The organism is Sphingomonas parva (ex Maeng et al. 2020) (assembly GCF_004564275.1).
GTDB lineage: Bacteria > Pseudomonadota > Alphaproteobacteria > Sphingomonadales > Sphingomonadaceae > Allosphingosinicella > Allosphingosinicella parva.
In genome coordinates, this window is the sequence record NZ_SPDV01000018.1 from 75,340 (window position 1) to 97,385 (window position 22,046).

Genomic DNA, 22,046 nt, shown 5'->3' on the forward strand with positions numbered 1-22,046 from the left:
ACGGATGAGCTTCAGTCTGATGATGATGGCGAGCGCGAGTGTGGCGTCGGCAAGCGAGGGCGGCGGATCGATTTACCCGTTCGGCGTCGAGACCATCCTGCCGGGCTACATGCCGCCGCCCGGCTGGCATTACTTCAACTATACTGCCTTCGTCACATCTGACCGGTTCAACGGCGAGGACGGCGAGTCCGTGGTTCCGGAGTTCGAGTTCACCGGACTGGTCAACGCCGCCCGCATCGTGCGGGTCTGGGATCGCAAGGTGCTGGGCGGGCAGCTTGCCTCGGGCGCGACCGTCCCAGTCGGGCGTGTCGAACTTGCAACACCTGCCTTCAGGGACAGCCGCTTCACCATCGGCGACCCCACGATCATCCCCGTCGCGCTCGGATGGCATGGCCGCGAAGTCCATGTCTGGGCGTCGCTGGATATCGGCGTGCCCAGTGGAAGCTACGAGGTCGGCCGCGCCAACCTCTCGCGCAACGCCTGGGTGATCGAGCCCAATGTGGCGGTGACATGGTTTGCGGGACCCGACGTCGTCGTGTCGGCCAAGGCGGTCTACAATCACAATTTCGAGAACTCGGAGACTGACTACAACTCCGGCGAGGAACTCGGTGTCGAGTTCGCCGCTGACTGGAGCGTGCGCCCCGATCTGGCGATCGGCGTGGGCGGGTTTGTGCTCGAACAGGTGAGCGATGACGAACAGGCCGGGGTGCGGATATCTAGCGGCAATCGCGCGCGCGCCAAGGCCATCGGTCCTCAGGTCCGCTGGTCGCCTGACGGCCGTCTGCAGCTCATCGCCAAGTTCCAACAGGATTTTGACGTCCGCAACCGCAGCGAGAATCAGACTCTATGGCTTCAGTTTTACACTCCGCTCGGCTAAGGCTGCGCCCCGCCCCCGCCGTTTTGCTCGCCCTCACCCTCAGCGCTTGCGCGACGCAAGCGCCGTACAGCCCACCGGAGCTGGAAGTAAGCGGAGCGTTCCGCAACGCAGCCGCGGCTGCCCAGCGGCAACCCGTTCCGGCCGCTCCGCAACTGGCAAGCTGGTGGCGCGGGTTCAACGATCCGCAGCTGACCTCGCTCGTAGAAATTGCCCTCAACGACAATCTCGACGTGGCGGAAGCCGCAGCTCGTCTGGACGAAGCGCGCGCGCTCGCCAGGCGCGCCGGGGCTGAACGGCGGCCGGGCGGCTCGCTCACGGCACAGGCGAGCCAGCAGCGCCAGTCGCTCGAATCGCCGATCGGACAATTCGCTCGCAACGCCCCCGGGTTCGAGCGCGACCTGTCGGTGTTCGAGGGCGCGCTTTCTGCGTCCTGGGAACTCGATCTGTTCGGTCGGCTGCGCGGCCGCGCCGCGGTCGCAGCCGCCGATGCCGAGGAACGCGCGGCGCTCCTCGAAGGGGTCAGGATCGCGATCGCCGCTCAGGTTGCGGACTCCTATCTGCGCTTGGTGTCGGCCGACGAACGGCTCGCCATCCTCGACGAGCAACTCGCGGTTCAGTCGCGGCTTGCTACTGCGGTAGGCAGGCGGTTCGAGGTCGGCGAAGCAAACCTTGGCGAACGCGACGAGGCCAATGCGCAAGTGTCCACGATCAGGGCTGAGCGCGAACCTCTGACCATTGAGCGCGAGACGCAGATCAATCGGCTCCATGTCATGACAGGTGGCAAAGCCATCGCCGGTCGCTCGCGCGCGACCACCGTCCCCCGGGCGCCGGCGCTGGTCGATTTGGAAACGCCGAGTACGGTGTTTCGCCGGCGGCCCGACATCCAGGCGGCCGAGCGCCGTCTCGCCAGTTCGAATGCTCGCGTCGGCACAGCGCTCGCGGAATACTATCCAACTTTCTCGCTCAGTGGCCTGCTCGGCCTGCAAGCCGTCGATGCGGGCAACCTCTTTACGGGCGACGCGGTCCAAGCCTCCGCGATCTTCGGGCTGCGGTGGCGACTGTTCGATTTCGCGCGGATCGATGCCGAAGTAGATGCGGCGCGCGGACAAGAAGCGGCTGCCCTTGCGAACTACCGTCGTACGTTGCTCGGCGCGACTGAGGATGTCGAGAATGCGCTTTTTGAACTTGTCGCGCGCGAACGCGAAGCTCGAGAGCTTGGACGCGCAGTAAGCGATCTCGCCCAAGCCCGTTACGTCGGTCAGCGAAGCTACAATGCCGGGATCACAGCGATCAGCGATCTTCTCGAATTGGATCGCCGTTTGCTGAATAGCCGCCAAAACGAAGCGCTCGCTAAGCGAAACGTCTCGCTTGCTTCGGTCCGGGTCTACCGAGCGATTGGCGGACCCGTAGATTCGCCGGATGCGCTATGAGGGCGTTAAGCGACGCAGAAAATTCTGCGGCCTAGGCGTAGTCGACCATGTCATTCGACATACGTCAGCTTCGTTATGTGCTCGCCGCCGCCGATCATGGCAGCTTCTACCGCGCAGCACTCGCGCTCGACATTGGACAATCAACTCTGAGCCGAGCAATCCTTCGGCTAGAACGTACGCTGGGCGCAGAGCTTTTCATCCGCTCGCGCGCTGGCGTGAGCCCGACCGACGCCGGCCTGCATTTCCTGCGCGGGGCCAGAACAATGCTGGCTAGCGCGGATCGAATGCTTGCAGCAAGCCGCTCAGCAGGCTCGGGCCGGTCCGGCGTCTTGACGATCGGCTTCAACAGCTCGCTATCAGCCGGCAATCTGCGTGCTACACTGATCGAGGCGCGTCGCAAAAATCCGAATTTGGCAGTCGAGGGCCTCGAGGCGGATCGGAACACGTTGTTCGCAAGTCTCGACAGCGATGCCGTCGACATCGCCATTTTGATGGGCGACGTCGACCGTCACCAGTATCGGCATGCCACATTTTGGAGCGAGCGCGTCTTCGCCGCGATGCCGGCGGACCATCTGCTCGCCGCACTCGAGATTGTGCACTGGACCGACTTGCGCGATCAACGCTTCGTCCTAGGAACCGCCGATCCGGGACCCGACTTTCGCGACATGCTTCTTGGACGCCTGTGGAAGTCCGGTGCCGACCCAAGCATTGCGTTGTATCCTGTGAGTCGCGAAGCAATCCTGAGCCTCATCGGCGACACCAAGCTCCTGTCGATTGTAGGCGAGGGCGCCACTGGTGCGCATTATCCTAATCTCGTCTACCGCCCGGCTCATGGGGAGCAGGGTCCGGCGCTGATCAGCTATTCGGGCTATTGGCGAGAAGACAACGGCAATCCAGCACTCAAGCGCTTTCTAGATTTCGTGCGTAGGCGCTACGCTCTTTCGTTTGGTTTGAACGGCGTGGTGAAAGGATTTGGGGAGCAGACGGAGGCGAGATGATGTCGCGTACTATGGTTCTGGCGGTCGCGGCGGCGCTGGTGGTCGGTTTTTACGCAGGATTCATTCTTCGACCCGTGATCGCGCCGCTCCCGATGCCTTCCGCTAGCAGGTCTGTTGCGGTCGCCGCCGCGCCCGCTGAACCGCGAGAAACGCAGTATTTCTTGGCCAATCTCGACGAAGCCCGCCGGGTGACGGCGCAATGCCGTGACGGCTCTGGGCGCGGCGACGAATGCGCGAATGCCGAGCGCGCTATTATCGAGGCCGAAAGTCGCGAGCGCTTCAAGCGTTTCAGGGAACGATAGAGCTTGCCGGCACCTCAACCTCCTGTCGCGCGATGCTTTCGGAACCCGCGATCGGTGTCCATGAACCGCGTGAGCATCGGCGAGACCAAGCGCTCGGGCGGCACAGGCTGCCCACCCGTCTCGGCCGCGAGAGCGGATGCATAGGCGACAAGATCCCGGTGAACTGCCGCAGGCAGCTCCACCGTCAGCTTTATCGGGCGATCGTCGCTTAACGCTCCCAGCTTCAGCTTCGTCATCGCGTTGCTCCGATCGGCTCGAGGATAAGGTCGCGGGTCAGTACCACGCGCAGCGGATAGCCCGGCCGAATGGTGAGCGTGGGCGGCACGTTAAGCTGGCGGTCGACAACGCGTTGGCCGGTCTGGTTGATCGCGTCCTGCGATCCTCGGCGCAGCGCGCGCACCAGGTCGTCGTCGCTGTCCGCGCCTAATTCGGCACCGATACCAAGTAGCGTCGAGATCGCTGCCGCGCGGAACAGGTTGCCCCAGTGCTGGTTCACCCGGTCCTGCAACCCGGCGAACCCGGCGGCGTCCGCGCCGGGCTGGCGTTCGAGAATGATCGAACGCCCATCGGGCATGATGAGCCGATCCCAGGCGAGCAGCACGCGCGTTTGCCCGGCGGCGACCTCGCTGTCATACTCGCCGATGAGGCGCGCGCCCTGCGGGATGAGCAGGATACGACCCGTCGGGCTGTCATAGACGTTCTGCGTCACTTGCGCGGTGATCCGACCGGGCAGGTCGGAACGGATGCCGGTGACGAGCGCCGCCGGGATCATGCTCCCGGCTTGCAGAATGTTGGGCGATGCAGGTGCGACCAGCCGTTCGGGGCTTACAATGCGACGGTTCGATTCCCGAGCGAGGAAGTCCCGCGCGGCAATACGCTCGGCAGGTTGCGCGGCGGGTGGCTGCGCTGGCATGCCCGCGAGATCAGGGAGCGCCGGAGCCGCTGGCCGTCCAGCATCACCGCTGCCTCCGCCGAGAAAGACACCGCTCATGCGCGCAGAGTCACGTTCCTGCTCCGCCCGCTGCCGGGCCGCCTCCGCCGCCTGGACGCGCGGATCGGGCGATGGCGGTGCGGTGCCGACCGGCGGTACGGTTACGTTCTGTCCACGCTGCTGAGCCGACACGATCGGGCCACCAAGGTCGCCGGGGAGCGGCGGGCCAAGCTTGGGCACGCTGCCATAGTCGCGCGGTCCGGACGTGATCGCCTCTGACGTTGTGCGATTGTCGGTGTTGTAGAGTTCTTCGGCCGGCCTTTCGGCCTGCGGCGCGAGCGCGTAGATCAGCGAGCCGCCGAGGCCCAGACCTAGCCCCGCACCGATGACCGCCAGCGCTTTGGGCGATAGACGCATGACCCGCGGCGGATCGCTTCGGAGCTGGAATGGTCGAGGATCGGTGGAGTGAGGCTGCGGAGACCCGTCGGGCGCGGCATCTTCTTCTCGGTCGGCGGCGTCGGCGTGTGGTGCTTCGCGCTTCTCGGTCATGACCGACGCCCCCGGCGAACGTCTGCACCGTCGCGGATGATGCGGACGCGCTGCGCGTTCCTCCGATCACCAAGACGCAGTTCGGCGGCGGCGAACAGTTGGTCGACCACCATGTAACGGCCCTGCACCCGGTAGTTGACCAGCTCGGCGTCACCGCTCGCGCCGGTTACGAACAGCGGCGGCATCTCGCCTTCCGCGATGCCTTCAGCAAACTCGATGAAGACCTGCCGCCCGTCGTCGAAGGCGCGGACGGGACGCCACGGCGCACGATCCCCCTCGATCCGGTAGCGGAAGTTGAGCGCGGTCACGTCGATGCCAGTGGCAACCGGCATGGCTGCGGCGGCGATGTTCGCGCCGCGCAATGCGATCAGCGCGTCTTGCGGATAGGTCCACGACACCGACGCCATATAGGTCGATGGTGTCGCGCGCAGCTCGAGATGATAGGTGCGCCGGTCGGTGTTGATGACGAGGTTCGTGGACAGGTCCGGCCGCGTCGGCTTGACCAGAACATGGATGCGCGCACTCGGCCCGCTCCCGCTCACCGTATCGCCGATGATCCAGCGCACGGTGTCGCCGGCGGCGATCGGCCCCGGCCCGACAAGCTGCTCGCCGGGCTGCAAGGCGATGTCCGTCACCTGTCCGGGCGCGGAATAGACCTGATAGAGCGCCCCTTCGGTCCAGGGGTATTGCTGGATGGCGTTGAGGAAGCCATCGCGCACGGGCTGAACGCGCGCGGCGGCATTGGCCGCGCCGACGCGGCGGCGCGGATCGGCGGGCTCGCGGGACACGGGCCTGTCGGTCACCGGCTGAAGCTGGCCGGGCAGCGGAAGCGGCTCGGGAATCGCGATGACTTGGACCACAGGCTGAGGGGGCGGCGCCAGTGTCGCAGCGATCTCCGCTCTCGGCGGATCGGCGGCGACATCCGGCACGCGGGCGGAGGTTATAGCGCAACCAGCGAGCGCGGAGGCGGAGGCGAGCAAAGCCGCACTTGTGGCGCGGCGGAACGAGTGGCGTTTCATTGGGACAGCTCCCGTGACCAGTTGAGGGCGTTGACGAAGATGCCGAGTGGGTTCTTGCGCAGCGCATCGGGGGTGCGCGGCGGCTGGACCACCACGGTCAGGATCGCCGACCAGCGCTCGGTCGCGGTCAGGCTGCCGTCCTGATAGCGGCGCTCGGTCCAGGCGACGCGGAAGCTGTCGGGCGAAGCCCGGATGACGCTCGACACATCGACCGCAACCTGCACCCGCCCGACATTGGCGAACGGGTCGTTGGCGCGGGCATAGTCGTTCAATGCCAGCGCGCCGCGGTCGGTAGTGAAGTCGTAGGCGCGCAGCCAGTTCTGGCGGACGACCACCGGATCGGCCGGGATGCTGCGCACCTGCTCGATGAACCTCGCGAGGTGGAACGCCACCTGCGGATCGGTCGGGCGATAGCCCGCTTCGGCGGGCGCGACCGCCTGCGCCTCGCCCAAGCGGTCAACCTGCACCACCCAGGGCACGATATGGCCGCGCGCCGATTGCCAGATGAGGCCGCCTGCAAGCCCGCCCGACAGCGAGAGCGCGCCGAAGAAGGCGAGTCGCCAGTTCTTCGCCTGCGCGCGCGCCGAGCCAATACGGTCGTCCCAGGCCTGAGCAGCGCGCTGGTAAGGCGTCACTGGCTGCGGGGTAGTGTTGTACCGAATGGAGGGTCGTCGAAACATGCTATTCAATCCTTCTCGCTGACATCGACCGACGCACCGCTGCCCCCGCCATCGCCCGAGCGCAGCGTATGGGCGGCAATGGTCGCGCCGTGGGTCATGGTTTGCCGGTTGCGCATCGCGGCCGCCCAGGCGGGCGGGCCGTCTGCCGGGGCGGTCGGCGCTGGCGCGCCGCCCGAGATGGTGCCACCTGTGGTGGTCACGGCAGCCCGTCCGCCCGAGCGAAAGCTGTCCTTCATAGAGGCCGCCGCTTTGCGCAATGGAGACATCGCCGCACCTACCGCCGCCTTGCCAACAGCAGCAGAACCCCCCGCCACCGCCGCCCCGCCCGTCTTTCCGGCTGAGCCCAGCGCATAGGCGCTGCTTGCAGCGCCGGAAGCGAAAGTACCGCCGCGAGCGGTTGCGGCGACTGCTCCGACTGCGGCACCTGCACCCAGCGTTGCGGCAGAAGCCCCGCCCGCAACCACGCCGCCTGCCATCAGGGCCGTGCCTGCGACCGATCCGGCACCCAGTGCGGGACCGCCCGAGACGATGCCATTGGCGATACCGGGCGCGAAAATGGCGAGACCGAGCAATGTGAGCGCCGCAAGCGCTATCGCCATCACTTGCTCGAGGTTGGGCTCAGGGCCGGCCGGGCCGCTGGTGAACTGGCTGAACAGCGTCGTCCCGATGCCGGTGATGACCGCGAGCACCAGCACCTTGATACCGCTCGAGACGATATGGCCCAGCACGCGCTCGGCCATGAAGGCGGTCTTGTTGAAGAAGGCGAAGGGCAGCAGCACGAAGCCCGCGAGCGTTACGAGCTTGAACTCGATCAGCGTTACGAACACCTGGATGGCGATGATAAAGAAGGCGAGGACGACGATCACCCACGCCAGCAGCAGCACGAGGATCTGGACGAAATTGGTGAACAGCCCGACCGGGCCCAGCAGGTCTTCGGTCGCGGCGATCAGCGGATCGGCGGCGTCAAGGCCGGTCTCGGCGATCGCGCCCGGGCGCATGAAGTCGGCGAGCGAGAAGCTGCCGCCGCTCGCCTGCAGCCCGAGCCCGGCGAAGCTCTCGAACACGATCGTAGCGAGCGTCCCGAAATTGCCGATGATGAAGGCGAAGGTGCCGATAAACAGCACCTTTTTGACGAGGCGCTGCATCACATCCTCGTCCGCGCCCCAGGCCAAAAACAGCCCGGCGAGGGTCAGATCAATGGCGATCAACGTGGTCGAGAGGAACGCGACCTCGCCGCCGAGCAGCCCGAACCCGCTGTCGATGTAGCGGGTGAAGGTGCCTAGGAAGGTGTCGATCACGCCGGTATTGTTCATGGCCTGTTGTCCCGTCCGAAGAAGTGTCGGCGCTTGGCCTCCCAGGCCGCTTCGCAGCCGCTGTCAGGCATGGTGACGGTGCGGCACCGCTCGATATCGGCCAACGCGGGATCAGCGGGCGCGGTTGGCGACGCCGCTACCGGCGCGGCAGTCGTTTCGGGCCGCAAGGCCGACACGATGCCGACGGTCAGCATCATCCCGGCCAGCGCGGCGACGCCTGCGATCTTGAGGTTGCGCGACATCGCCCGCGCGCCTCAGTTGCGGCTGCGGAAGCGGCGGAACCGCTCGCGGCTTTCGGCCTCGATCGCGGTGGTGCGCGCGGACTCGAGCGCCTGCGCCCGGCCCTGCGCCGCCAGCACGGCAGTCAGGTCGGCGAGCTGCTGCGATTGCAGCGCGAGCAGCTGGTTCCCCGCCTGCGCGGCTTGCAGTGCCCCGGTCGCCGACTGGCTCGATGTCACCAGCCGGTCCATGGTCGCGCGCGCGCCGTCGATATTGCCGACCACCCCCGCCTGCACGCGCAGCGCATCTTCGAACGCGCCAACGCTGTCGGCCCAACGTGCCTCGGCATTGGCGATCATCTCGGCCTGCGTGCCGGTCAGTGCCTGCCCCCGATAGCGGCCGTTGAACACCTGCTGGACGTCTTGGACATCATAGGCGATCCGCTGTGCCTCGCCCAACAGCTGCTGGGTGCGCTGAACCTGCTGCTGGAGTTGCTGAAGCGAGCTGAACGGCAGCGAGGCGAGATTGCGCCCTTCGTTGACGAGGCTTTGGGCTTGCTGCTGGATCTGGGTGATCTGGTTGTTGACTTGGCTGAGCGCCCGCGCGGCTTGCAGCACGTTCTGCGCATAGTTGGTCGGATCCTTGACGATCAACTGCGCGTGAGCGGGGACGGACAGTGAAGTCAGTCCGAGTGTAGCAGTGGTTGCGAGAGCACCGGCAAGAAGCGCGCGGCGCAGGATGGACTTGGTCATTCGTCGATCTCCAATGAAAAATGGCGGCGCGCGACTTCCCGGTCGCGATCCGCAGGTTGGGGTTCGTGGGCGGGAAGCAGGTCAGCGGCCCAGCCAAGGCCGCGATGGCGCAGCCATTCGGCGACGAAGCGCTGCTGGCCGTGCGCCTCGATCAGCTCGGCGATCCTGAGCTGATCGGTCTTTGACGATGCGGCGGCGAACGCCAGCGCGACCTCCCCCAGCCCGAGCTCGAACAGGCGGTTGCCGGGGCGCGACTGGCAGTAATAGTCGCGCTTCGGTGTCGCCCGACTGAGGATTTCGATCTGCCGGGCATTGAGCCCGAACCGCGCGTAGATGGCCGCGATCTGCGGCTCGGCCGCGCGGTCGTTGGGTAGGAAGATGCGCGTCGGGCAGCTCTCGATGATGGCCGGCGCAATGCTGCTGGTCTCAATGTCCGCGAGGCTTTGGGTCGCAAAGACGACGCTCGCGTTCTTCTTCCGCAAGGTCTTCAACCACTCACGGAGCTGCGCGGCGAAGGCGGGGCTGTCGAGCACCAGCCAGCCCTCGTCGATGATGAGCAAGGTCGGCGAGCCGTCGAGCCGGCCTTCGATCCGGTGAAACAGATAGGACAGCACGGCAGGGGCCGCGCCCGCGCCGACCAAGCCCTCGGTCTCGAAGGCTTGCAGCCGCGCTTCGCCAAGCCGCTCCTCCTCGGCGTCGAGCAACCGGCCCCACGGCCCACCGACGCAATAGGGTGCGAGCGCCTGCTTGAGCGCCTGTGACTGGAGCAGCACCGACAGGCCGGTCAGCGTGCGTTCGGCAACCGGCGCGGAGCCGAGCGACATCAGCGCCGACCACAGATGGTCCTTCGCCGCCGGATCGACCGTCACGCCTTCCTGCGCCAGTATCGCGGTCAGCCAGTCGACCGCCCAAGCACGCTCGGCGGCCTCGTGGGCGCGGGCGAGCGGTTGCAGCAGCACGCCTTCGTCGGTCTCGTCGGACAGGCTGCCACCCAAGTCCTGCCAGTCGCCGCCGCAGGCGAGCGCCGCGGCGCGGATCGAGCCGCCGAAGTCGAACGCGAAGATCTGCGCTTGTCGGTAGCGGCGGAACTGCATCGCCATCAGCGCGAGCAGCACCGACTTGCCCGCGCCAGTTGGGCCGACAATCAAGGTGTGACCAACATCGCCGACGTGAAGGGAAAACCGGAACGGGGTCGAGCCTTCGGTCCTGCCATAGAGCAAGGGGGGTCCACCGAAATGCTCGTCCCGTTCCGGTCCCGCCCATACCGCTGATAGGGGGATCAGGTGGGCGAGATTGAGCGTGGAAATCGGGGGCTGGCGGACGTTGGCGTAGGTGTGGCCGGGAAGGCTCCCAAGCCACGCCTCGATCGCGTTCATGCCTTCGGTTAGGCAGGTGAAGTCGCGGCTCTGGACGACCTTCTCGACCAACCGCAGCTTCTCGGCCGCGACGGTGGGATCGCGGTCCCACACCGTCACCGTCGCGGTGACATAGGCCATACCGGCATAGTCGGCGCCCAGCTCCTGCAAGGCGGTGTCGGCGTCGGCGGCCTTGTTCGAGGCGTCCGAGTCCATGAGGACCGACGCCTCGTTGGTCATCACCTCCTTCAGAATGGCGGCGATGCTCTTGCGCTTGGCGAACCACTGCCGCCTGATCTTGGTGAGGAGCTTGGTCGCCTCTATCTTGTCGAGCATGATCGCGCGGGTGGACCAGCGATACTCGAAGGCCAGCCGGTTCAGCTCGTCCAGCAGGCCGGGAAAGGTGACGCTCGGAAAGCCGACGATGGTGAGCGTGCGAAGGTGATGTTCGCCCAGGCGCGGCTCAAGCCCGCCGGTCAGCGGCTCGTCGGCGAGCAGCGCGTCGAGGTGCATGGGCGTCTCGGGGACGCGCACCCGCTGGCGACGAGATGAGATCGTGCTGTGGAGGTAGGTCAACGTCTCGGCGTCATCGAGCCAGCGCACCTCGGGCACGAAGCCTTCGACCAGGTTGAGCACCCGGTCGCTGCGGTCGACGAAGCCGGCGAGCAGCTCGCGCGGATTGACGCCGGTGGTGGATCGGCCCTCGTAGAGCCAGCCTTCGGCGCGCGCCGCCTTTTCGGCCGGCGGCATCCACAACAGCGTCAGGAAATAGCGGCTCTCGAAGTGCGCGCCTTCCTCGCGGAACTGTTCGCGCCGCTCCATGTCGACCAGCGCCGACACCGGATCGGGAAACTCGGACTCGGGATATTTGAGCGCGGGCGTGCGCTGCGCCTCGACGAAGATCGCCCAGCCCGAGCCGAGCCGGCGCAGCGCGCTGTTGAGCCGCGCCGTGGCGGCGACCAGCTCGGAGGGCGTGGCGCTGTCGAGATCGGGGCCGCGGAACCGCGCTGAGCGTTGGAACGAGCCGTCCTTGTTCAGCACCACGCCTTCGCCGACCAAGGCGGCCCACGGCAGGAAGTCGGCAAGGCGCGCGGCCTTATTGCGATATTCGCTGAGGCTCATCATGGCTGCATCCAGGTCGGAAAGCGGAGGTGGCGGCGGGCGACGTCCACGAACTGAGGATCGCGGCGTGCGACCCAGACGGACAGCGCGTGGCCGACCGCCCAGATGACGATGCCGGCGATCCAGAGGCGCAGCCCCAGACCGATCGCGCCCGCCAGCGTGCCGTTGACGATGGCGAGCGAGCGCGGCGCGCCGCCGAGCAGGATCGGCTCGGTCAGCGCGCGGTGGACCGGCGCGTAGTAGCCGGGGATCGGCGAGCCGAGAACGTCGGACGTGTCCATCAGACCAGCGCCCCGCCGCCGAAGCTGAAGAACGACAGGAAGAAGCTCGACGCGGCAAAGGCGATCGACAAGCCGAACACGATCTGGATGAGCCGACGAAACCCGCCCGATGTGTCACCGAACGCGAGCGTCAGGCCGGTCACGATGATGATGATGACCGCGATGATCTTGGCAACCGGCCCCTCGATGCTTTCGAGGATGCTTTGCAGCGGCGCTTCCCACGGCATCGACGATCCGCCCGCGTGGGCGGGAACAGTGTAGGTCAGCGCGATCACGCTGGCAGTGGCGGCGAACATGGCGCGGCGTGCGCCATGCCTGATGGCATGGATCATGGCAGGTCTCCGGTGTTGTGGGTGGTGAGCGGGGTAAGGCGGTAGTCGCCGGTGGCGGGATCGAGCCCGTCGACGCGGGCCAGCTCGGCGAGGCGGCGGCCGTGGCCGTCGCGGACTAGGACGGCGATCAGGTCGATCGTCTCGGCGAGCAGCGCGCGCGGAACCGTGACGACGGCTTCCTGGATGAGCTGCTCCATGCGGCGAAGCGCGCCGAGCGCAGTCCCGGCGTGGATCGTCCCGATGCCGCCGGGGTGGCCCGTCCCCCAGGCTTTGAGGAGGTCGAGCGCCTCGGCCCCGCGCACCTCGCCGATCGGGATGCGATCGGGGCGCAGCCGCAGCGAGGAGCGAACGAGATCGGACAGCGAGACGACGCCATCTTTGGTCCGCATCGCGACCAGGTTGGGCGCGGCGCATCGCAGCTCCCGCGTGTCTTCGATCAGGACGATGCGATCGGTGGTCTTGGCGACCTCGGCCAAGAGCGCGTTGACGAGCGTGGTCTTGCCGCTGCCGGTCCCGCCCGCGACGAGGATGTTGGCGCGGGTCTCGACGCCATGCCGCAGCGCCTCCGCCTGGCTCGCCGACATGATCCCGGCGCGGGCATAGTCGTCGAGCGTGAACACGGCGACGGCGGGCTTACGGATGGCGAAGGCAGGCGCGGCGACGACTGGCGGCAGTAGCCCCTCGAACCGCTCTCCGCCTTCGGGCAGCTCGGCCGACACGCGCGGGGAACGAGCGTGAACCTCGACGCCGACATGGTGCGCGACCAGGCGGATGATGCGCTCGCCGTCGGCGGCGGTCAGGGTTTCGCCGGTGTCGCTTATGCCTTTGCCGAGCCGATCGAGCCAAAGCCGGCCGTCCGGGTTCAGCATCACCTCGATGACCGCGGGGTCGTCGAGCCAGGCTGCGATCGAGGGTCCAAGCGCCGTGCGCAGCATCCGTGCGCCGCGTGTGTTGGCCTCGGATCGGATCGGGTGGACGGTCAAGGCACTGGCCCCTCAAGTGGACCGGGCGAACCGCCGCCCGGCTGTCGGGGCACAGCAAGAGACGCAGAAATACTCTTGTCGCAACAGCTAGTTGCGAGCGTAGTAGAGACGGCGTTGGATACGTGGCCGACGTCGGAACCGGTCCTTTGGCCAAACAAGCGCTACGCGCTTTATCGGCCCGAATCGCCGGCTAAACAAAGTGCGGCCCATAGCGTGTTTGCCAACTGGCTAGCGTCGTGCTCGGGCCTTGCCTATGAGTTCGCGCAGTTCGGCCATCGACCTTAGGCACGAGTGTCGCCGACGCACCAAGCTCACGCCGTGAAAGGGTCGAAATGTCCTACGCTCGTTCTGCACGCATGACCTTCCTGAACATGCTCGGCACACTCGATCACCTCGTCGGCAAGGCTCAGGAAGCGGGTATGTCGGACGACGTGCTTGCTGCGAAGCTCACCGACGACATGTTTCCGCTTGAGTTGCAAATCCGTGTTGCGGTCAATCAGGCACTTTTGGCGCTCAATCAGGTTGCGGGGAAATCCGCTCCGCTCGAAGAAACAGCATACCGATCCCTGCAAGAGGTCCGGAATCGGATTGCCGCTACTCGTTTGCGTATTGAAGCAGCTGATCCGGCAGAATGGGCGGACGCAGACGCACCTGTGGATCTGACGCTGCCCAACGGCGTCCGGTTTCAAATGCCGTCGGAGGAAGATATCCGCGACTGGATCATGCCGAACTTCTATTTTCACGTGACGATGACGTATGCGCTGCTGCGCAATGCTGGGCTGGCGATCGGCAAGATGGACTTCCTACCACATATGGATCGCCATAAAGTCGCGATTATGTGATGATGCCGGTTCAAGAACACAGATAAGAAGCTCAAAAGATACTGCGACGAGACGCAAGGTTGCGGAGCGATCAAGCTACGAAGGTCTCTTCTTCCCGTGTCCGCTCCTAAGCCAGTAGTCTATCAGTTTGAGCCATCGTAAAGCGGCTCGGGATAAGCACTCTCCGTTTTCGGCCAAACATCCTCGGGTATCTCGTTCAACAAGCTCTTGCCGCTGGCGAAGCGTCGACCAAGGGTCTCGACGAACCCCTCGTATCGCTTCCGCCCCTTCACCTTCGCGGCTGCATGATCTTCGTCGGGCAGCGGCGGGGTGACGGAAAACCAGAACCGCACGAACAGCGCTAGTGCTTCGGTTGTTAGGCCCGTATTGCGCTCAAGGCGCTGTACCTGCCGCGTAAGGCGATCGAGCCGCCGCGCGAACGCCGCCTCCATGCGGTCCGATCCGTCGGGCGACAGATAGGACGCCACCGCCGCCTCGATGATCGCCGAGCGCGAGATGCGTCGACGGATCGCGAGTTCGTCTACCTGCTTGGCGAGCGCGGGCGGGAAATAGACATTCAATCTGGTGCGCATGGCACGCTCCTACATCTCGATGCCGTCACCGGGATCGAGCGACGCCTGCCGCGCGATCCCCTGCATCTGGCGGCGCACGGCAGCTTGCCGGGCCGCATCATCGGGCTCGTCGTCGACCACGTCGAACTCGCGCGCTGCCGGGCGCGACGTCTCGGGTGCGACCGCGACATGCTCCGGTAGCTCCGGCTCGCGGCGCAGCCCGCCATTGGCAGCATCTTCTTGGTCGCGGACGATCCGCGCGACGTTTGCCGGGTCGGCGGCAGCGGCCCGCCCAGTCCAGTCATCTGGCCGGGCTTGGCTCTGGGCGGGCGTCGGCGCATCCAAAATGCGCTCGGCGAACCGCCGATCGCGGAAGTACCGCGCCTTCTTCGCGCGGATCGGACGCCCGCCCGCCACCATGACGATTTCGTCGTCGGGCGGGAGCTGCATCACTTCGCCGGGGGTGAGGAGCTGGCGGGCGGTCTCGGAGCGCGATACCATCAAATGCCCCAGCCAGGGCGACAGGCGATGCCCGGCATAGTTCTTCATCGCGCGCATCTCGGTCGCGGTGCCGAGCGCGTCCGACACCCGCTTGGCCGTGCGTTCGTCGTTGGTGGCGAAGCTCACCCTGACATGGCAGTTGTCGAGGATGGCGTTGTTCGGCCCGTAAGCCTTTTCGATCTGGTTGAGCGACTGCGCGATCAGGAAGGCTTTGAGCCGATAGCCCGCCATGAACGCCAGCGCGGACTCGAAGAAGTCCAGCCGACCGAGCGCGGGAAACTCGTCGAGCATCAAAAGCACGCGATGGCGGTTGCCCTTGGGTGTCAGCTCCTCGGTCAGCCGGCGTCCGATCTGGTTGAGGATAAGGCGGATCAGCGGCTTAGTCCGCGAGATGTCGCTGGGCGGCACGACCAGATAGAGCGTGGCGGGCCGCTCGCCTTCGACGAGATCAGCGATGCGCCATTGGCAGGCGCGCGTGACGGTCGCAACGACCGGATCGCGGTAGAGGCCGAGAAACGACATGGCGGTGCTCAGCACGCCCGATCGCTCGTTGTCGCTTTTGTTCAGCAACTCGCGCGCCGCGCTGGCGACGACGGGATGGACGGCGGCCTCGCCCAAGTGCGGCGTTGCCATCATCGCGGCCAGCGTCTCCTCGATCGTGCGCGACGGGTCGGAGAGGAAGGCTGCGACGCCCGCCAGCGTCTTGTCCGGCTCGGCGTAAAGGACGTGCAGGATCGCACCGACCAGCAGGCTGTGGCTGGTCTTTTCCCAATGGTTGCGGCGCTCGAGACTGCCTTCGGGGTCGACCAGCACGTCGGCGACATTCTGGACGTCGCGTACCTCCCATTGGCCGCGCCGCACTTCCAACAAAGGGTTGTAGGCAGCCGACGCGGCGTTCGTCGGATCGAACAGCAGCACGCGGCCATGCCGCGAGCGAAAGCCTGCGGTCAGCGTCCAATTCTCGCCCTTGATGTCGTGGACGATCGCCGAGCCGGGCCAGGTCAGCAGCGACGGGATTACCAGCCCGACGCCCTTGCCAGAACGGGTCGGCGCGAAGCACAGCACATGCTCGGGGCCGTCGTGGCGCAGATAATCCGCGCCGAGCTTGCCGAGCACCACGCCGTCGCTGCCGAGCAGTCCGGCGGCGCGCACTTCGCGCGGGCTCGCCCAGCGTGCCGAGCCGTAGGTCTCGGCGTTCTTCAACTCGCGCGCCCGCCATACCGACATGCCAATCGCCACGACGATCGACACGAACCCGCCCGACACGGCGATCAGGCCGCCGGTTTGGAAGATCTCGGGCGCGTAGGCGTCGAATGAGAACCACCACCAGAAAAAGGAGGGCGGCGGATAGATCGGCCAACCAAACGCGATGAACCACGGCGAGCCGAGCTGCGGCTGATAAGCGAGAGCTGTGGCGGTCCACTGCGTCGCGCCCCATACACCGGCGAGCACGATCAGGAACACGACGATAATCTGGCCCCACAGGATTTGCGTGGCGGACATAACAGGCTCCTTGATAGGTTACAGGCCGAGGCCGCGCTTGCGGCCGAGCGTGAGGTCAAGGCCGCCGCCGTCGCGGATCACGCCCGCGATCTGACGACCGATCTGCTGGTCGAGGCCGCGCGCCCATGGCACGAGGCGGAAGCCGAGGCCCCCATTCGCTTCCAGGCTTTCGATCATGGCGAAGCGGCCTGACGCAAGCGCGAGGCGCTGACGGACGACGCCCGCGATCTTCTCGCCCGGTTGGGTCGGCCGATAGGCCAGCTCGGTCTCGCCAGCTATCTTCGCGCCAACCGAATCCAGCTCGCGCCGCCGGAGCGTATCGAGCATTCCGCGCTCGAACACCGTGCGCTCGCCGAAGCGCCGCGCCAGTCCTTCGCGGACAAGATGATCGGTGCGCGCGTCCATCGCCCGGCGCACCTCCGCTCCGAACCCGCCGTCTGCGACGCCCGCGCCGCGCTCGATCAGGCGATGGTCCAGCCAGGTCGAGCCGGGCGCATTCACTTGGCGCTCAAGATCGAGATCGGAGCGTGTGGCAAGGATCGGGGTCGGCCGCTGGTCGCCCGGTCTGCCGATCGCGCGCAACTCGACGATGCCACCGAGCGCGGGGCTCTGCTCCAGCGCCTCGACGCCCGGCAACCGCACATGATGCGTGCGGCCGTCCGCGCCGTCGATCACGGCATAGGCCGTGCCAGTTAGCTCGTCGTGCAACCCCTTGTCGATCAGCCGACCAACGATCGGCTTTTCGGGCGCGCCGTTCACGACCGCGTAGCTGTCGAGTGAGCGTTCGTCGCCGCGCTCGCCGAGCGCCCGGCCGATGGTGCGTATGATATCGCCGCGCGCGCCCAGTTCTCGGAGCTTCACCTGCGCCCCCTCGGCGACCGCCCAGTGGCCCGGCTCGCCTTCGGCGGCCAGGCCCATGGTTTCGAGATGCTGCAACCGCCCGATCATCAACCGGCGCAGGCTTGGATCGTTCGGGCCAGGCTGGTCGACGCGCAGGTCGATCACACCCAGCTCGTCGGCGGCGCGGCCGATCTCGGTATCGAGCCGCGTCCAGCGTTCGACCGTCACCTCGCGGTCGAGCGTCCGCTGGACTTCATGCTCAGGTTTCGGTCCCAGCTCGGCGAACGCCAGCTCCTCGGCGCGCGAGCGAAGGCCATGGCCGATATAGTCGCGGGAAATGACGAGGTCCGCACCCTGATCGGTTTGCCCGCGAACGAGCAGATGGACGTGCGGGTTGTCGGTGTTCCAATGATCGACCGCGACCCAATCGAGCCGCGTCCCCAAGTCGGTTTCCATCTGGCGAACGAGGTCGCGGGTATAGTCGCGCAAGTCGGCCAGCTCGGCCGCGTCTTCGGGCGAGACGATGATGCGGAAATGATGCCGGTCGTCCTTGCAGCGATCGACAAACGCGGACGTGTCGGCGCGGTCGGACTCGGCGTCGAACATCTGCGTCGGCGAGCCGTCACGCGTCACGCCCTCGCGCTTGAGGTAAGCTATGTGCGCGGATATCGGTGCCATGCTCCGGCCGCCGATACGGTGACGCGCCGGCAGCGCTTTCACGAGCACCCGCCGACCGGAACCGAACAGGCGGTTGCGCGCGAATGCGGTGCGGCCTTTTCCGAAGCTCGATTGGCCGCGTCGGCTGGGTCCGTTCCAGGCGCGACGCCCATTGCCGCCGCTTTTGGCGGCGACGCGCAGCACCTCGGCGACCAGGCCGCGCGCGTTGCGGCCTTGCGCCTTGCTGCGCTTGGCATTGCCCGGCCGGACGCGAAACTCGCGGTCCTTGCTCACGGCCGGGCCGTTTCCCGCCGAAAACCGGCGATAGTGCCATTCGGCGCGTTGTTTTTGCTGGCTTTTTCCTTCCGCGCGGCACGCGCGCCGCCCGACGCCCCCATGTGAAGCCACAGAAAACCAACGGTTTTCCGGTGAAACGGGGTGCGGCTTGTATCTTGCAATCGTCTTCTCAGGCACTTTCCTCCCTGATCCATCCTGATTTCCTTTTGAATGAGCCCTCTGAACACTGCGGCGATCATTGCGATCGACCCGCGCCAGCGCGGGGAACGAAGATGCTCTCGATGGGCGTTGCGGCCGACTGACTCAGAGATGAGGAATTGCCGACTGTAGGTTTGGCGGTGAGTTCATCGACCGCCGCAATGTCATCTTCGCTGTGCTCTAAGTCAGCGTCGGTTGTGGCCGCGGACGTGCGGACAAACAGCGACGAACGACGCCACGCGAAGCGATCAGGCAGCGCGACGACGGCAACATTGTTGACGCTGTCGATGCCTGTGACTGACCCAAGCCGCGCCAGATATGCTACCGTCTCGGCGGGCAAAGATCGCCCGCGTGACAGGTAATCGTCGTAACGACCCGGTCCCGCATTGTAGGCGGCTAGCATTGCGCTCGCATTGTCGTAGCGGTCGTACATTTCGCGCAGATAGGCCGCACCTGCCATGATGTTGTCGCGCACATCGAACGGGTCAGTGCCGAGCCCATGACGTGCACGAAGTTGCGCCCAGGTTCCGGGCATGATCTGCATCAGGCCCATCGCCCCTGCGCGCGAGACGGCGCGTGCATTGCCTGCACTTTCGACACGCATGACCGCCCAGATCCAAGTTTCGGGAATGCCAAACCGTCGCGCCGCGTCAGCAACATGCGGTGCGTAGGGATGAGTGACGGCGGACGGCACAGGCTGCGGGTTCGGATCCTGCGCCAATGCCGTTGCCTGGCCGATTGGCAACGCGGCCAGCAGCGCGGCGGCGGTGAGCGCTGCGGCGCGCAACCGCAGGTTCAAAGGCCGATTGATTGCGGCAGGACGCATCGGTTCAGTCCTCCTCACGGGTCTTGCGCGGGCGGTTCCAGCGCAGCGACCACGACGTCGGATCGTTGGCATTCTGGAATAGCGCCGCGCGGATCGGCTGCGGAAAGCTGGGATCGTCGATGCGCAGCGCGACGTAATCCCCGGCCCGCTCGCCGCTCTCATTCCAGCCAGCACCCACTTCCGGCCCTTCGCCGTCATTGCCGCGATGGACACGCCAGTCGGGTGCCTTGTCGGTGCCGCCGGGTTCAACCGGGATGAGCGAGATACGGATATCGAGCGTCGCCGTTTCGATGACGCCTTCGAAGCCTTTATCGGTGCGGATGAAGCTGCCGATCTGCATTGGAATGGTCCTTTCGGTTGGAGATTGAAGCCGGAGGTCAGCGCCAAGTCAGCGGCGCGTCGGGCGTGGTTCGAGTGAGGATCGGGATGGCGCGGCCGAGCACGGTTGCTGTCGGCAAAGGGCCGAAGTAGCGGCCGTCAAGGCTGTCAGGATGCGCGGGATTGAGAAGCAACAGCTCGTCGCTTCCAAGCGTCTGGCAGCCGCGCCAAACAGGCAGCGGACGTGCAAGCCGGTCGTGTGTCAGTGCGAGCGTGACCGCCTGACCGTCGACGGTCACTGTGCCGCCGATCCGGCAGACGCGCTGCCCTGCCTTGGCGGCGACATGCTTCAGCAGCGGCACGTTTTCGCCGAGATATCCGCGCATGGCCATCCAGCGGCCAAGGCGCTGTGGCGGTGCCACGGCGACAAGCGTACCCAGCGGCGGATCGCGGTCTGGCTGTATGCGATATAGCCCGATCGGCGCGCTCGCACTTGCGTTCCAGACGATGCGCGGCAGCGGATCAGTCACCGCAATCGCTGCGAATGACAGGGCGAATGCTGACGCTGCTGTAACTGTCGCGCGGATATAGAAGCGGCGGGTCATCCTTCGATCTCCCGGCGCTTGAGCCATGCCCGATGGCGCTCCATCGTGTAGGCACGTGGCAGTTGTCCGGCGGCGATGCGGTTGTGGACATGGCGCCAATGATCGGGCGCGGCATCGCACGGATCGACGCCTGCGCCGTCCACCGCGTCGATGTGGGCGAGCACCTGGGAGACCTTTGGCCAGCCCTCTATGGTGAGCAGGATATCGCCTCCGGGCTGCACGAATGGCAGCGTCGTGAACGGTTCGCTTGCGCGGACGGCCCGCACGATGTCGATGCGCGAGCTGATCGTGCCATAGTCGTTGGCCGCCCAGCGAACGAACGCAAAGACGGCGCCGGGACGGAAGCTGATTATGCGGCGGCGACGGTCGAGGATCTCGTCCTTGGCGATCCGACCGAAGCGGATCCAGTGCTCGATCCGTTTCTCGATCCACGTCAGTTGAACGTGGGTCATGTTGTCGGGACGCGGGGGATCGTGTCGCTGATGTGTTGGCGAGTCGGTCATTGCCGGCCCCGCGCGAAGGGCGAGTTAGCGCGCGGCAGTAGATCGTTCTGGCCCGGCTCGCTGGTCGAATGCTTGGTGCCGAGATCGGCCCAAGCCAGAAGGTCGTCGACCGAGTAGACTACCCTCCCGCCGATGCGGCGATAGGTTGGCCCGGTCCCGAAATAACGGTGCTTTTCCAGCGTCCGCCCGGACAGCCCTAGGAAGCGGGCGGCTTCCGGCGTCCGCAGATAGCGGGGCGGCAGATTATGCGTCGTATCAGGCAAGGTCGGGCTCCTGCGGTCGGGGGTGGCAGGAGGCGAAAATGACGAAGGGAGCCCGGAGAGGTGGAGTACGAAGATTTGCGATCACTGGGATGTGACCACCTCTTCCGAAGCGCCGCGAAAGCTGCTTCAGCGGATACGCAGCAGCTTGCGATAATCGCCGTTCATCAGCGCAGTGGCGTCGCGGACTAGCCTGATTACGAACGACCGACCGGCCGATGTCTTCCATTCGGTCGCTGGCAGTTCGGCATCATCTTCGCGGCCCATTGCGGCGGCAATCTGGCGATAGGTCGCCCCTGACATGCGCAAATCGAGGGCCTGAAGCATCATGTTGAGGCGTGCTTGCCGGTAGCGGCTAAGCGGCCACCCGCGTGCCGGTGGCCCCGATTGCTTACCGAACAACCGGCGATGGAAACGCAGCAGGCTCGTCACCCGCGTCGTAAAATCCTTGTCGAGTGGGATGATCGCCGCCAACGGCTGACCAAGCGTTGAATCGCGCAGCCAGAGCGAGTGTTCGCCGTCCGGGTCAACAACCACGACATGCCGGCCCTCGATCCCGGCCTGATCGGCCAACAACGCGCCCAGCTTCAGCGGATCGACGGCTCGGGCGGCACCGAAGCCTTCGGGCGCGGCGTCAAGAATAACGGTGACGGCGGTCAGCTCGGGCCGCCAGATAACTGTGTCGGCAAGCTCACCCGGCGCATAGGCGAAAGGACAACCCCCAGCGCCGCGCAAATGCGGCTTCAGCGGCTTGGCGTGAAATTGCACTGCGCGCGATCCGCAGCTCCATCTGCGCGTGTTCGGCGCGATAGCTGCGGTTGCGTTTCAGAAATTCGGCGGCGAGTTCGGCGCGACCGCGGGTCTCGTCCGCCTTCTCACTGCCACCGGTACGCTTGTTCGACGACCTGGGCATGACAGTCTCCCGGCCGTGACCATCGCGGCCTGCGGACCAGAGCGTGGCAATGCCGTTGCGTATCGAAAAGCGTCAAAGCTGCATGCTGC

27 protein-coding genes are annotated in these 22,046 nt (G+C 66.1%); 5 read left to right on the top strand and 22 right to left on the bottom strand.

All coding sequences use genetic code 11. The features are described from left to right. Window positions 1-4 precede the first annotated feature (4 nt). The 4 genes from E2493_RS10825 to E2493_RS10840 are packed head-to-tail and all read left to right on the top strand — an operon-like array spanning window position 5 to window position 3,607. Complete coding sequence (locus E2493_RS10825; RefSeq protein ID WP_167737484.1) at window positions 5-877, top strand: SphA family protein; 873 nt, start codon at window positions 5-7, stop codon at window positions 875-877. A gap of 23 nt (window positions 878-900) precedes the next feature. After that, a complete protein-coding gene (locus E2493_RS10830; protein WP_167737485.1) occupies window positions 901-2,307 on the top strand; it encodes an efflux transporter outer membrane subunit in 1,407 nt (468 codons plus the stop codon). A 47-nt stretch (window positions 2,308-2,354) separates the two neighbouring features. After that, a complete protein-coding gene (locus E2493_RS10835; RefSeq protein WP_135086615.1) occupies window positions 2,355-3,305 on the top strand; it encodes a LysR family transcriptional regulator in 951 nt (316 codons plus the stop codon). Next, a complete protein-coding gene (locus tag E2493_RS10840; RefSeq protein WP_135086618.1) occupies window positions 3,302-3,607 on the top strand; it encodes a hypothetical protein in 306 nt (101 codons plus the stop codon). Before E2493_RS10835 ends, E2493_RS10840 begins: the two co-directional genes overlap by 4 nt. Before the next feature lie 14 nt (window positions 3,608-3,621). On the opposite strand, the gene E2493_RS10845 is transcribed toward E2493_RS10840, so the two are convergent. Genes E2493_RS10845 through trbB form a run of 11 tightly spaced genes read right to left on the bottom strand, consistent with a single transcriptional unit; the run spans window position 3,622 to window position 13,143 of the window. After that, the gene (locus E2493_RS10845; protein ID WP_135086621.1) at window positions 3,622-3,843 is read right to left on the bottom strand and encodes a DUF2274 domain-containing protein; all 222 of its coding nucleotides are present in this window, start codon (window positions 3,841-3,843) and stop codon (window positions 3,622-3,624) included. Further along, on the bottom strand, window positions 3,840-5,087 hold the full coding sequence (locus tag E2493_RS10850) for a TrbI/VirB10 family protein (RefSeq protein WP_135086622.1): 1,248 nt from the start codon (window positions 5,085-5,087) through the stop codon (window positions 3,840-3,842). The genes E2493_RS10845 and E2493_RS10850 overlap by 4 nt, the downstream gene beginning before the upstream one ends. Beyond that, entirely contained in the window at window positions 5,084-6,106 is a 1,023-nt protein-coding gene (gene trbG, locus E2493_RS10855) for a P-type conjugative transfer protein TrbG (RefSeq protein WP_135086624.1), read from the bottom strand. The genes E2493_RS10850 and trbG overlap by 4 nt, the downstream gene beginning before the upstream one ends. After that, complete coding sequence (gene trbF, locus E2493_RS10860) at window positions 6,103-6,786, bottom strand: conjugal transfer protein TrbF (protein WP_135086626.1); 684 nt, start codon at window positions 6,784-6,786, stop codon at window positions 6,103-6,105. Before trbF ends, trbG begins: the two co-directional genes overlap by 4 nt. A 5-nt stretch (window positions 6,787-6,791) precedes the next feature. Further along, entirely contained in the window at window positions 6,792-8,099 is a 1,308-nt protein-coding gene (gene trbL, locus E2493_RS10865; protein ID WP_135086628.1) for a P-type conjugative transfer protein TrbL, read from the bottom strand. Next, complete coding sequence (gene trbK-alt / locus E2493_RS10870; RefSeq protein ID WP_135086630.1) at window positions 8,096-8,341, bottom strand: putative entry exclusion protein TrbK-alt; 246 nt, start codon at window positions 8,339-8,341, stop codon at window positions 8,096-8,098. The genes trbL and trbK-alt overlap by 4 nt, the downstream gene beginning before the upstream one ends. Window positions 8,342-8,353: 12 nt before the next feature. After that, window positions 8,354-9,070: a P-type conjugative transfer protein TrbJ gene (gene trbJ / locus E2493_RS10875; protein ID WP_135086632.1), complete on the bottom strand. Its 717-nt coding sequence runs from the start codon at window positions 9,068-9,070 to the stop codon at window positions 8,354-8,356. Further along, the gene (gene trbE, locus E2493_RS10880; RefSeq protein WP_135086634.1) at window positions 9,067-11,550 is read right to left on the bottom strand and encodes a conjugal transfer protein TrbE; all 2,484 of its coding nucleotides are present in this window, start codon (window positions 11,548-11,550) and stop codon (window positions 9,067-9,069) included. The genes trbJ and trbE overlap by 4 nt, the downstream gene beginning before the upstream one ends. Continuing rightward, window positions 11,547-11,828 (bottom strand): VirB3 family type IV secretion system protein, encoded by a 282-nt coding sequence (locus E2493_RS10885; protein WP_135086636.1) that lies wholly within the window; start codon window positions 11,826-11,828, stop codon window positions 11,547-11,549. The genes trbE and E2493_RS10885 overlap by 4 nt, the downstream gene beginning before the upstream one ends. Further along, on the bottom strand, window positions 11,828-12,160 hold the full coding sequence (locus tag E2493_RS10890) for a TrbC/VirB2 family protein (RefSeq protein WP_135086638.1): 333 nt from the start codon (window positions 12,158-12,160) through the stop codon (window positions 11,828-11,830). Before E2493_RS10890 ends, E2493_RS10885 begins: the two co-directional genes overlap by 1 nt. Next, complete coding sequence (gene trbB / locus E2493_RS10895; protein ID WP_135086640.1) at window positions 12,157-13,143, bottom strand: P-type conjugative transfer ATPase TrbB; 987 nt, start codon at window positions 13,141-13,143, stop codon at window positions 12,157-12,159. The genes E2493_RS10890 and trbB overlap by 4 nt, the downstream gene beginning before the upstream one ends. A 356-nt stretch (window positions 13,144-13,499) precedes the next feature. Here trbB and E2493_RS10900 point away from each other — a divergent pair, with 356 nt between their 5' ends. Then, complete coding sequence (locus tag E2493_RS10900) at window positions 13,500-13,985, top strand: DUF1993 domain-containing protein (protein ID WP_225421382.1); 486 nt, start codon at window positions 13,500-13,502, stop codon at window positions 13,983-13,985. 122 nt (window positions 13,986-14,107) lie between these two features. Here E2493_RS10900 and E2493_RS10905 read toward each other — a convergent pair whose 3' ends face one another. From E2493_RS10905 to E2493_RS21810, 11 genes are all read right to left on the bottom strand, one after another. After that, window positions 14,108-14,557 (bottom strand): ribbon-helix-helix domain-containing protein, encoded by a 450-nt coding sequence (locus tag E2493_RS10905; RefSeq protein WP_135086644.1) that lies wholly within the window; start codon window positions 14,555-14,557, stop codon window positions 14,108-14,110. Window positions 14,558-14,566: 9 nt separating this feature from the next. Further along, on the bottom strand, window positions 14,567-16,540 hold the full coding sequence (locus E2493_RS10910; protein WP_135086646.1) for a conjugal transfer protein TraG: 1,974 nt from the start codon (window positions 16,538-16,540) through the stop codon (window positions 14,567-14,569). A gap of 18 nt (window positions 16,541-16,558) precedes the next feature. Next, the gene (locus E2493_RS10915) at window positions 16,559-18,331 is read right to left on the bottom strand and encodes a relaxase/mobilization nuclease domain-containing protein (RefSeq protein WP_135086648.1); all 1,773 of its coding nucleotides are present in this window, start codon (window positions 18,329-18,331) and stop codon (window positions 16,559-16,561) included. Next, the gene (locus tag E2493_RS21800; RefSeq protein ID WP_135086650.1) at window positions 18,328-18,573 is read right to left on the bottom strand and encodes a hypothetical protein; all 246 of its coding nucleotides are present in this window, start codon (window positions 18,571-18,573) and stop codon (window positions 18,328-18,330) included. The genes E2493_RS10915 and E2493_RS21800 overlap by 4 nt, the downstream gene beginning before the upstream one ends. After that, window positions 18,570-19,358 (bottom strand): lytic transglycosylase domain-containing protein, encoded by a 789-nt coding sequence (locus tag E2493_RS10925; protein WP_191992990.1) that lies wholly within the window; start codon window positions 19,356-19,358, stop codon window positions 18,570-18,572. Before E2493_RS10925 ends, E2493_RS21800 begins: the two co-directional genes overlap by 4 nt. Before the next feature lie 4 nt (window positions 19,359-19,362). Continuing rightward, complete coding sequence (locus tag E2493_RS10930) at window positions 19,363-19,698, bottom strand: DUF736 domain-containing protein (protein ID WP_135086654.1); 336 nt, start codon at window positions 19,696-19,698, stop codon at window positions 19,363-19,365. A 37-nt stretch (window positions 19,699-19,735) separates the two neighbouring features. Further along, window positions 19,736-20,281 (bottom strand): S26 family signal peptidase, encoded by a 546-nt coding sequence (locus E2493_RS10935; protein WP_135086656.1) that lies wholly within the window; start codon window positions 20,279-20,281, stop codon window positions 19,736-19,738. Continuing rightward, window positions 20,278-20,784, bottom strand: a complete 507-nt coding sequence (locus E2493_RS10940; protein ID WP_135086658.1) for a DUF2840 domain-containing protein — start codon at window positions 20,782-20,784, stop codon at window positions 20,278-20,280. The genes E2493_RS10935 and E2493_RS10940 overlap by 4 nt, the downstream gene beginning before the upstream one ends. Further along, complete coding sequence (locus tag E2493_RS10945; protein ID WP_135086660.1) at window positions 20,781-21,047, bottom strand: helix-turn-helix transcriptional regulator; 267 nt, start codon at window positions 21,045-21,047, stop codon at window positions 20,781-20,783. The genes E2493_RS10940 and E2493_RS10945 overlap by 4 nt, the downstream gene beginning before the upstream one ends. Window positions 21,048-21,173: 126 nt before the next feature. Further along, the gene (locus tag E2493_RS21805; protein WP_225421384.1) at window positions 21,174-21,812 is read right to left on the bottom strand and encodes a DUF2285 domain-containing protein; all 639 of its coding nucleotides are present in this window, start codon (window positions 21,810-21,812) and stop codon (window positions 21,174-21,176) included. Further along, complete coding sequence (locus E2493_RS21810; RefSeq protein ID WP_135086662.1) at window positions 21,736-21,957, bottom strand: transcriptional regulator domain-containing protein; 222 nt, start codon at window positions 21,955-21,957, stop codon at window positions 21,736-21,738. The genes E2493_RS21805 and E2493_RS21810 overlap by 77 nt, the downstream gene beginning before the upstream one ends. Between the last annotated feature and the right edge of the window lie 89 nt (window positions 21,958-22,046).

Excerpts from the sequence above, each read along its gene's own strand:
- E2493_RS10825 (WP_167737484.1), top strand. The coding sequence starts at position 5 with ATGAGCTTCAGTCTGATGATGATGGCGAGCGCGAGTGTGGCGTCGGCA.
- E2493_RS10835 (WP_135086615.1), top strand. The coding sequence starts at position 2,355 with ATGTCATTCGACATACGTCAGCTTCGTTATGTGCTCGCCGCCGCCGAT.
- E2493_RS10840 (WP_135086618.1), top strand. The coding sequence starts at position 3,302 with ATGATGTCGCGTACTATGGTTCTGGCGGTCGCGGCGGCGCTGGTGGTC.
- E2493_RS10845 (WP_135086621.1), bottom strand. The coding sequence starts at position 3,843 with ATGACGAAGCTGAAGCTGGGAGCGTTAAGCGACGATCGCCCGATAAAG.
- E2493_RS10850 (WP_135086622.1), bottom strand. The coding sequence starts at position 5,087 with ATGACCGAGAAGCGCGAAGCACCACACGCCGACGCCGCCGACCGAGAA.
- trbG (WP_135086624.1), bottom strand. The coding sequence starts at position 6,106 with ATGAAACGCCACTCGTTCCGCCGCGCCACAAGTGCGGCTTTGCTCGCC.
- trbF (WP_135086626.1), bottom strand. The coding sequence starts at position 6,786 with ATGTTTCGACGACCCTCCATTCGGTACAACACTACCCCGCAGCCAGTG.
- trbL (WP_135086628.1), bottom strand. The coding sequence starts at position 8,099 with ATGAACAATACCGGCGTGATCGACACCTTCCTAGGCACCTTCACCCGC.
- trbK-alt (WP_135086630.1), bottom strand. The coding sequence starts at position 8,341 with ATGTCGCGCAACCTCAAGATCGCAGGCGTCGCCGCGCTGGCCGGGATG.
- trbJ (WP_135086632.1), bottom strand. The coding sequence starts at position 9,070 with ATGACCAAGTCCATCCTGCGCCGCGCGCTTCTTGCCGGTGCTCTCGCA.
- trbE (WP_135086634.1), bottom strand. The coding sequence starts at position 11,550 with ATGATGAGCCTCAGCGAATATCGCAATAAGGCCGCGCGCCTTGCCGAC.
- E2493_RS10885 (WP_135086636.1), bottom strand. The coding sequence starts at position 11,828 with ATGGACACGTCCGACGTTCTCGGCTCGCCGATCCCCGGCTACTACGCG.
- E2493_RS10890 (WP_135086638.1), bottom strand. The coding sequence starts at position 12,160 with ATGATCCATGCCATCAGGCATGGCGCACGCCGCGCCATGTTCGCCGCC.
- E2493_RS10900 (WP_225421382.1), top strand. The coding sequence starts at position 13,500 with ATGACCTTCCTGAACATGCTCGGCACACTCGATCACCTCGTCGGCAAG.
- E2493_RS10905 (WP_135086644.1), bottom strand. The coding sequence starts at position 14,557 with ATGCGCACCAGATTGAATGTCTATTTCCCGCCCGCGCTCGCCAAGCAG.
- E2493_RS10910 (WP_135086646.1), bottom strand. The coding sequence starts at position 16,540 with ATGTCCGCCACGCAAATCCTGTGGGGCCAGATTATCGTCGTGTTCCTG.
- E2493_RS21800 (WP_135086650.1), bottom strand. The coding sequence starts at position 18,573 with ATGATCGCCGCAGTGTTCAGAGGGCTCATTCAAAAGGAAATCAGGATG.
- E2493_RS10925 (WP_191992990.1), bottom strand. The coding sequence starts at position 19,358 with ATGCGTCCTGCCGCAATCAATCGGCCTTTGAACCTGCGGTTGCGCGCC.
- E2493_RS10930 (WP_135086654.1), bottom strand. The coding sequence starts at position 19,698 with ATGCAGATCGGCAGCTTCATCCGCACCGATAAAGGCTTCGAAGGCGTC.
- E2493_RS10935 (WP_135086656.1), bottom strand. The coding sequence starts at position 20,281 with ATGACCCGCCGCTTCTATATCCGCGCGACAGTTACAGCAGCGTCAGCA.
- E2493_RS10940 (WP_135086658.1), bottom strand. The coding sequence starts at position 20,784 with ATGACCGACTCGCCAACACATCAGCGACACGATCCCCCGCGTCCCGAC.
- E2493_RS21810 (WP_135086662.1), bottom strand. The coding sequence starts at position 21,957 with ATGCCCAGGTCGTCGAACAAGCGTACCGGTGGCAGTGAGAAGGCGGAC.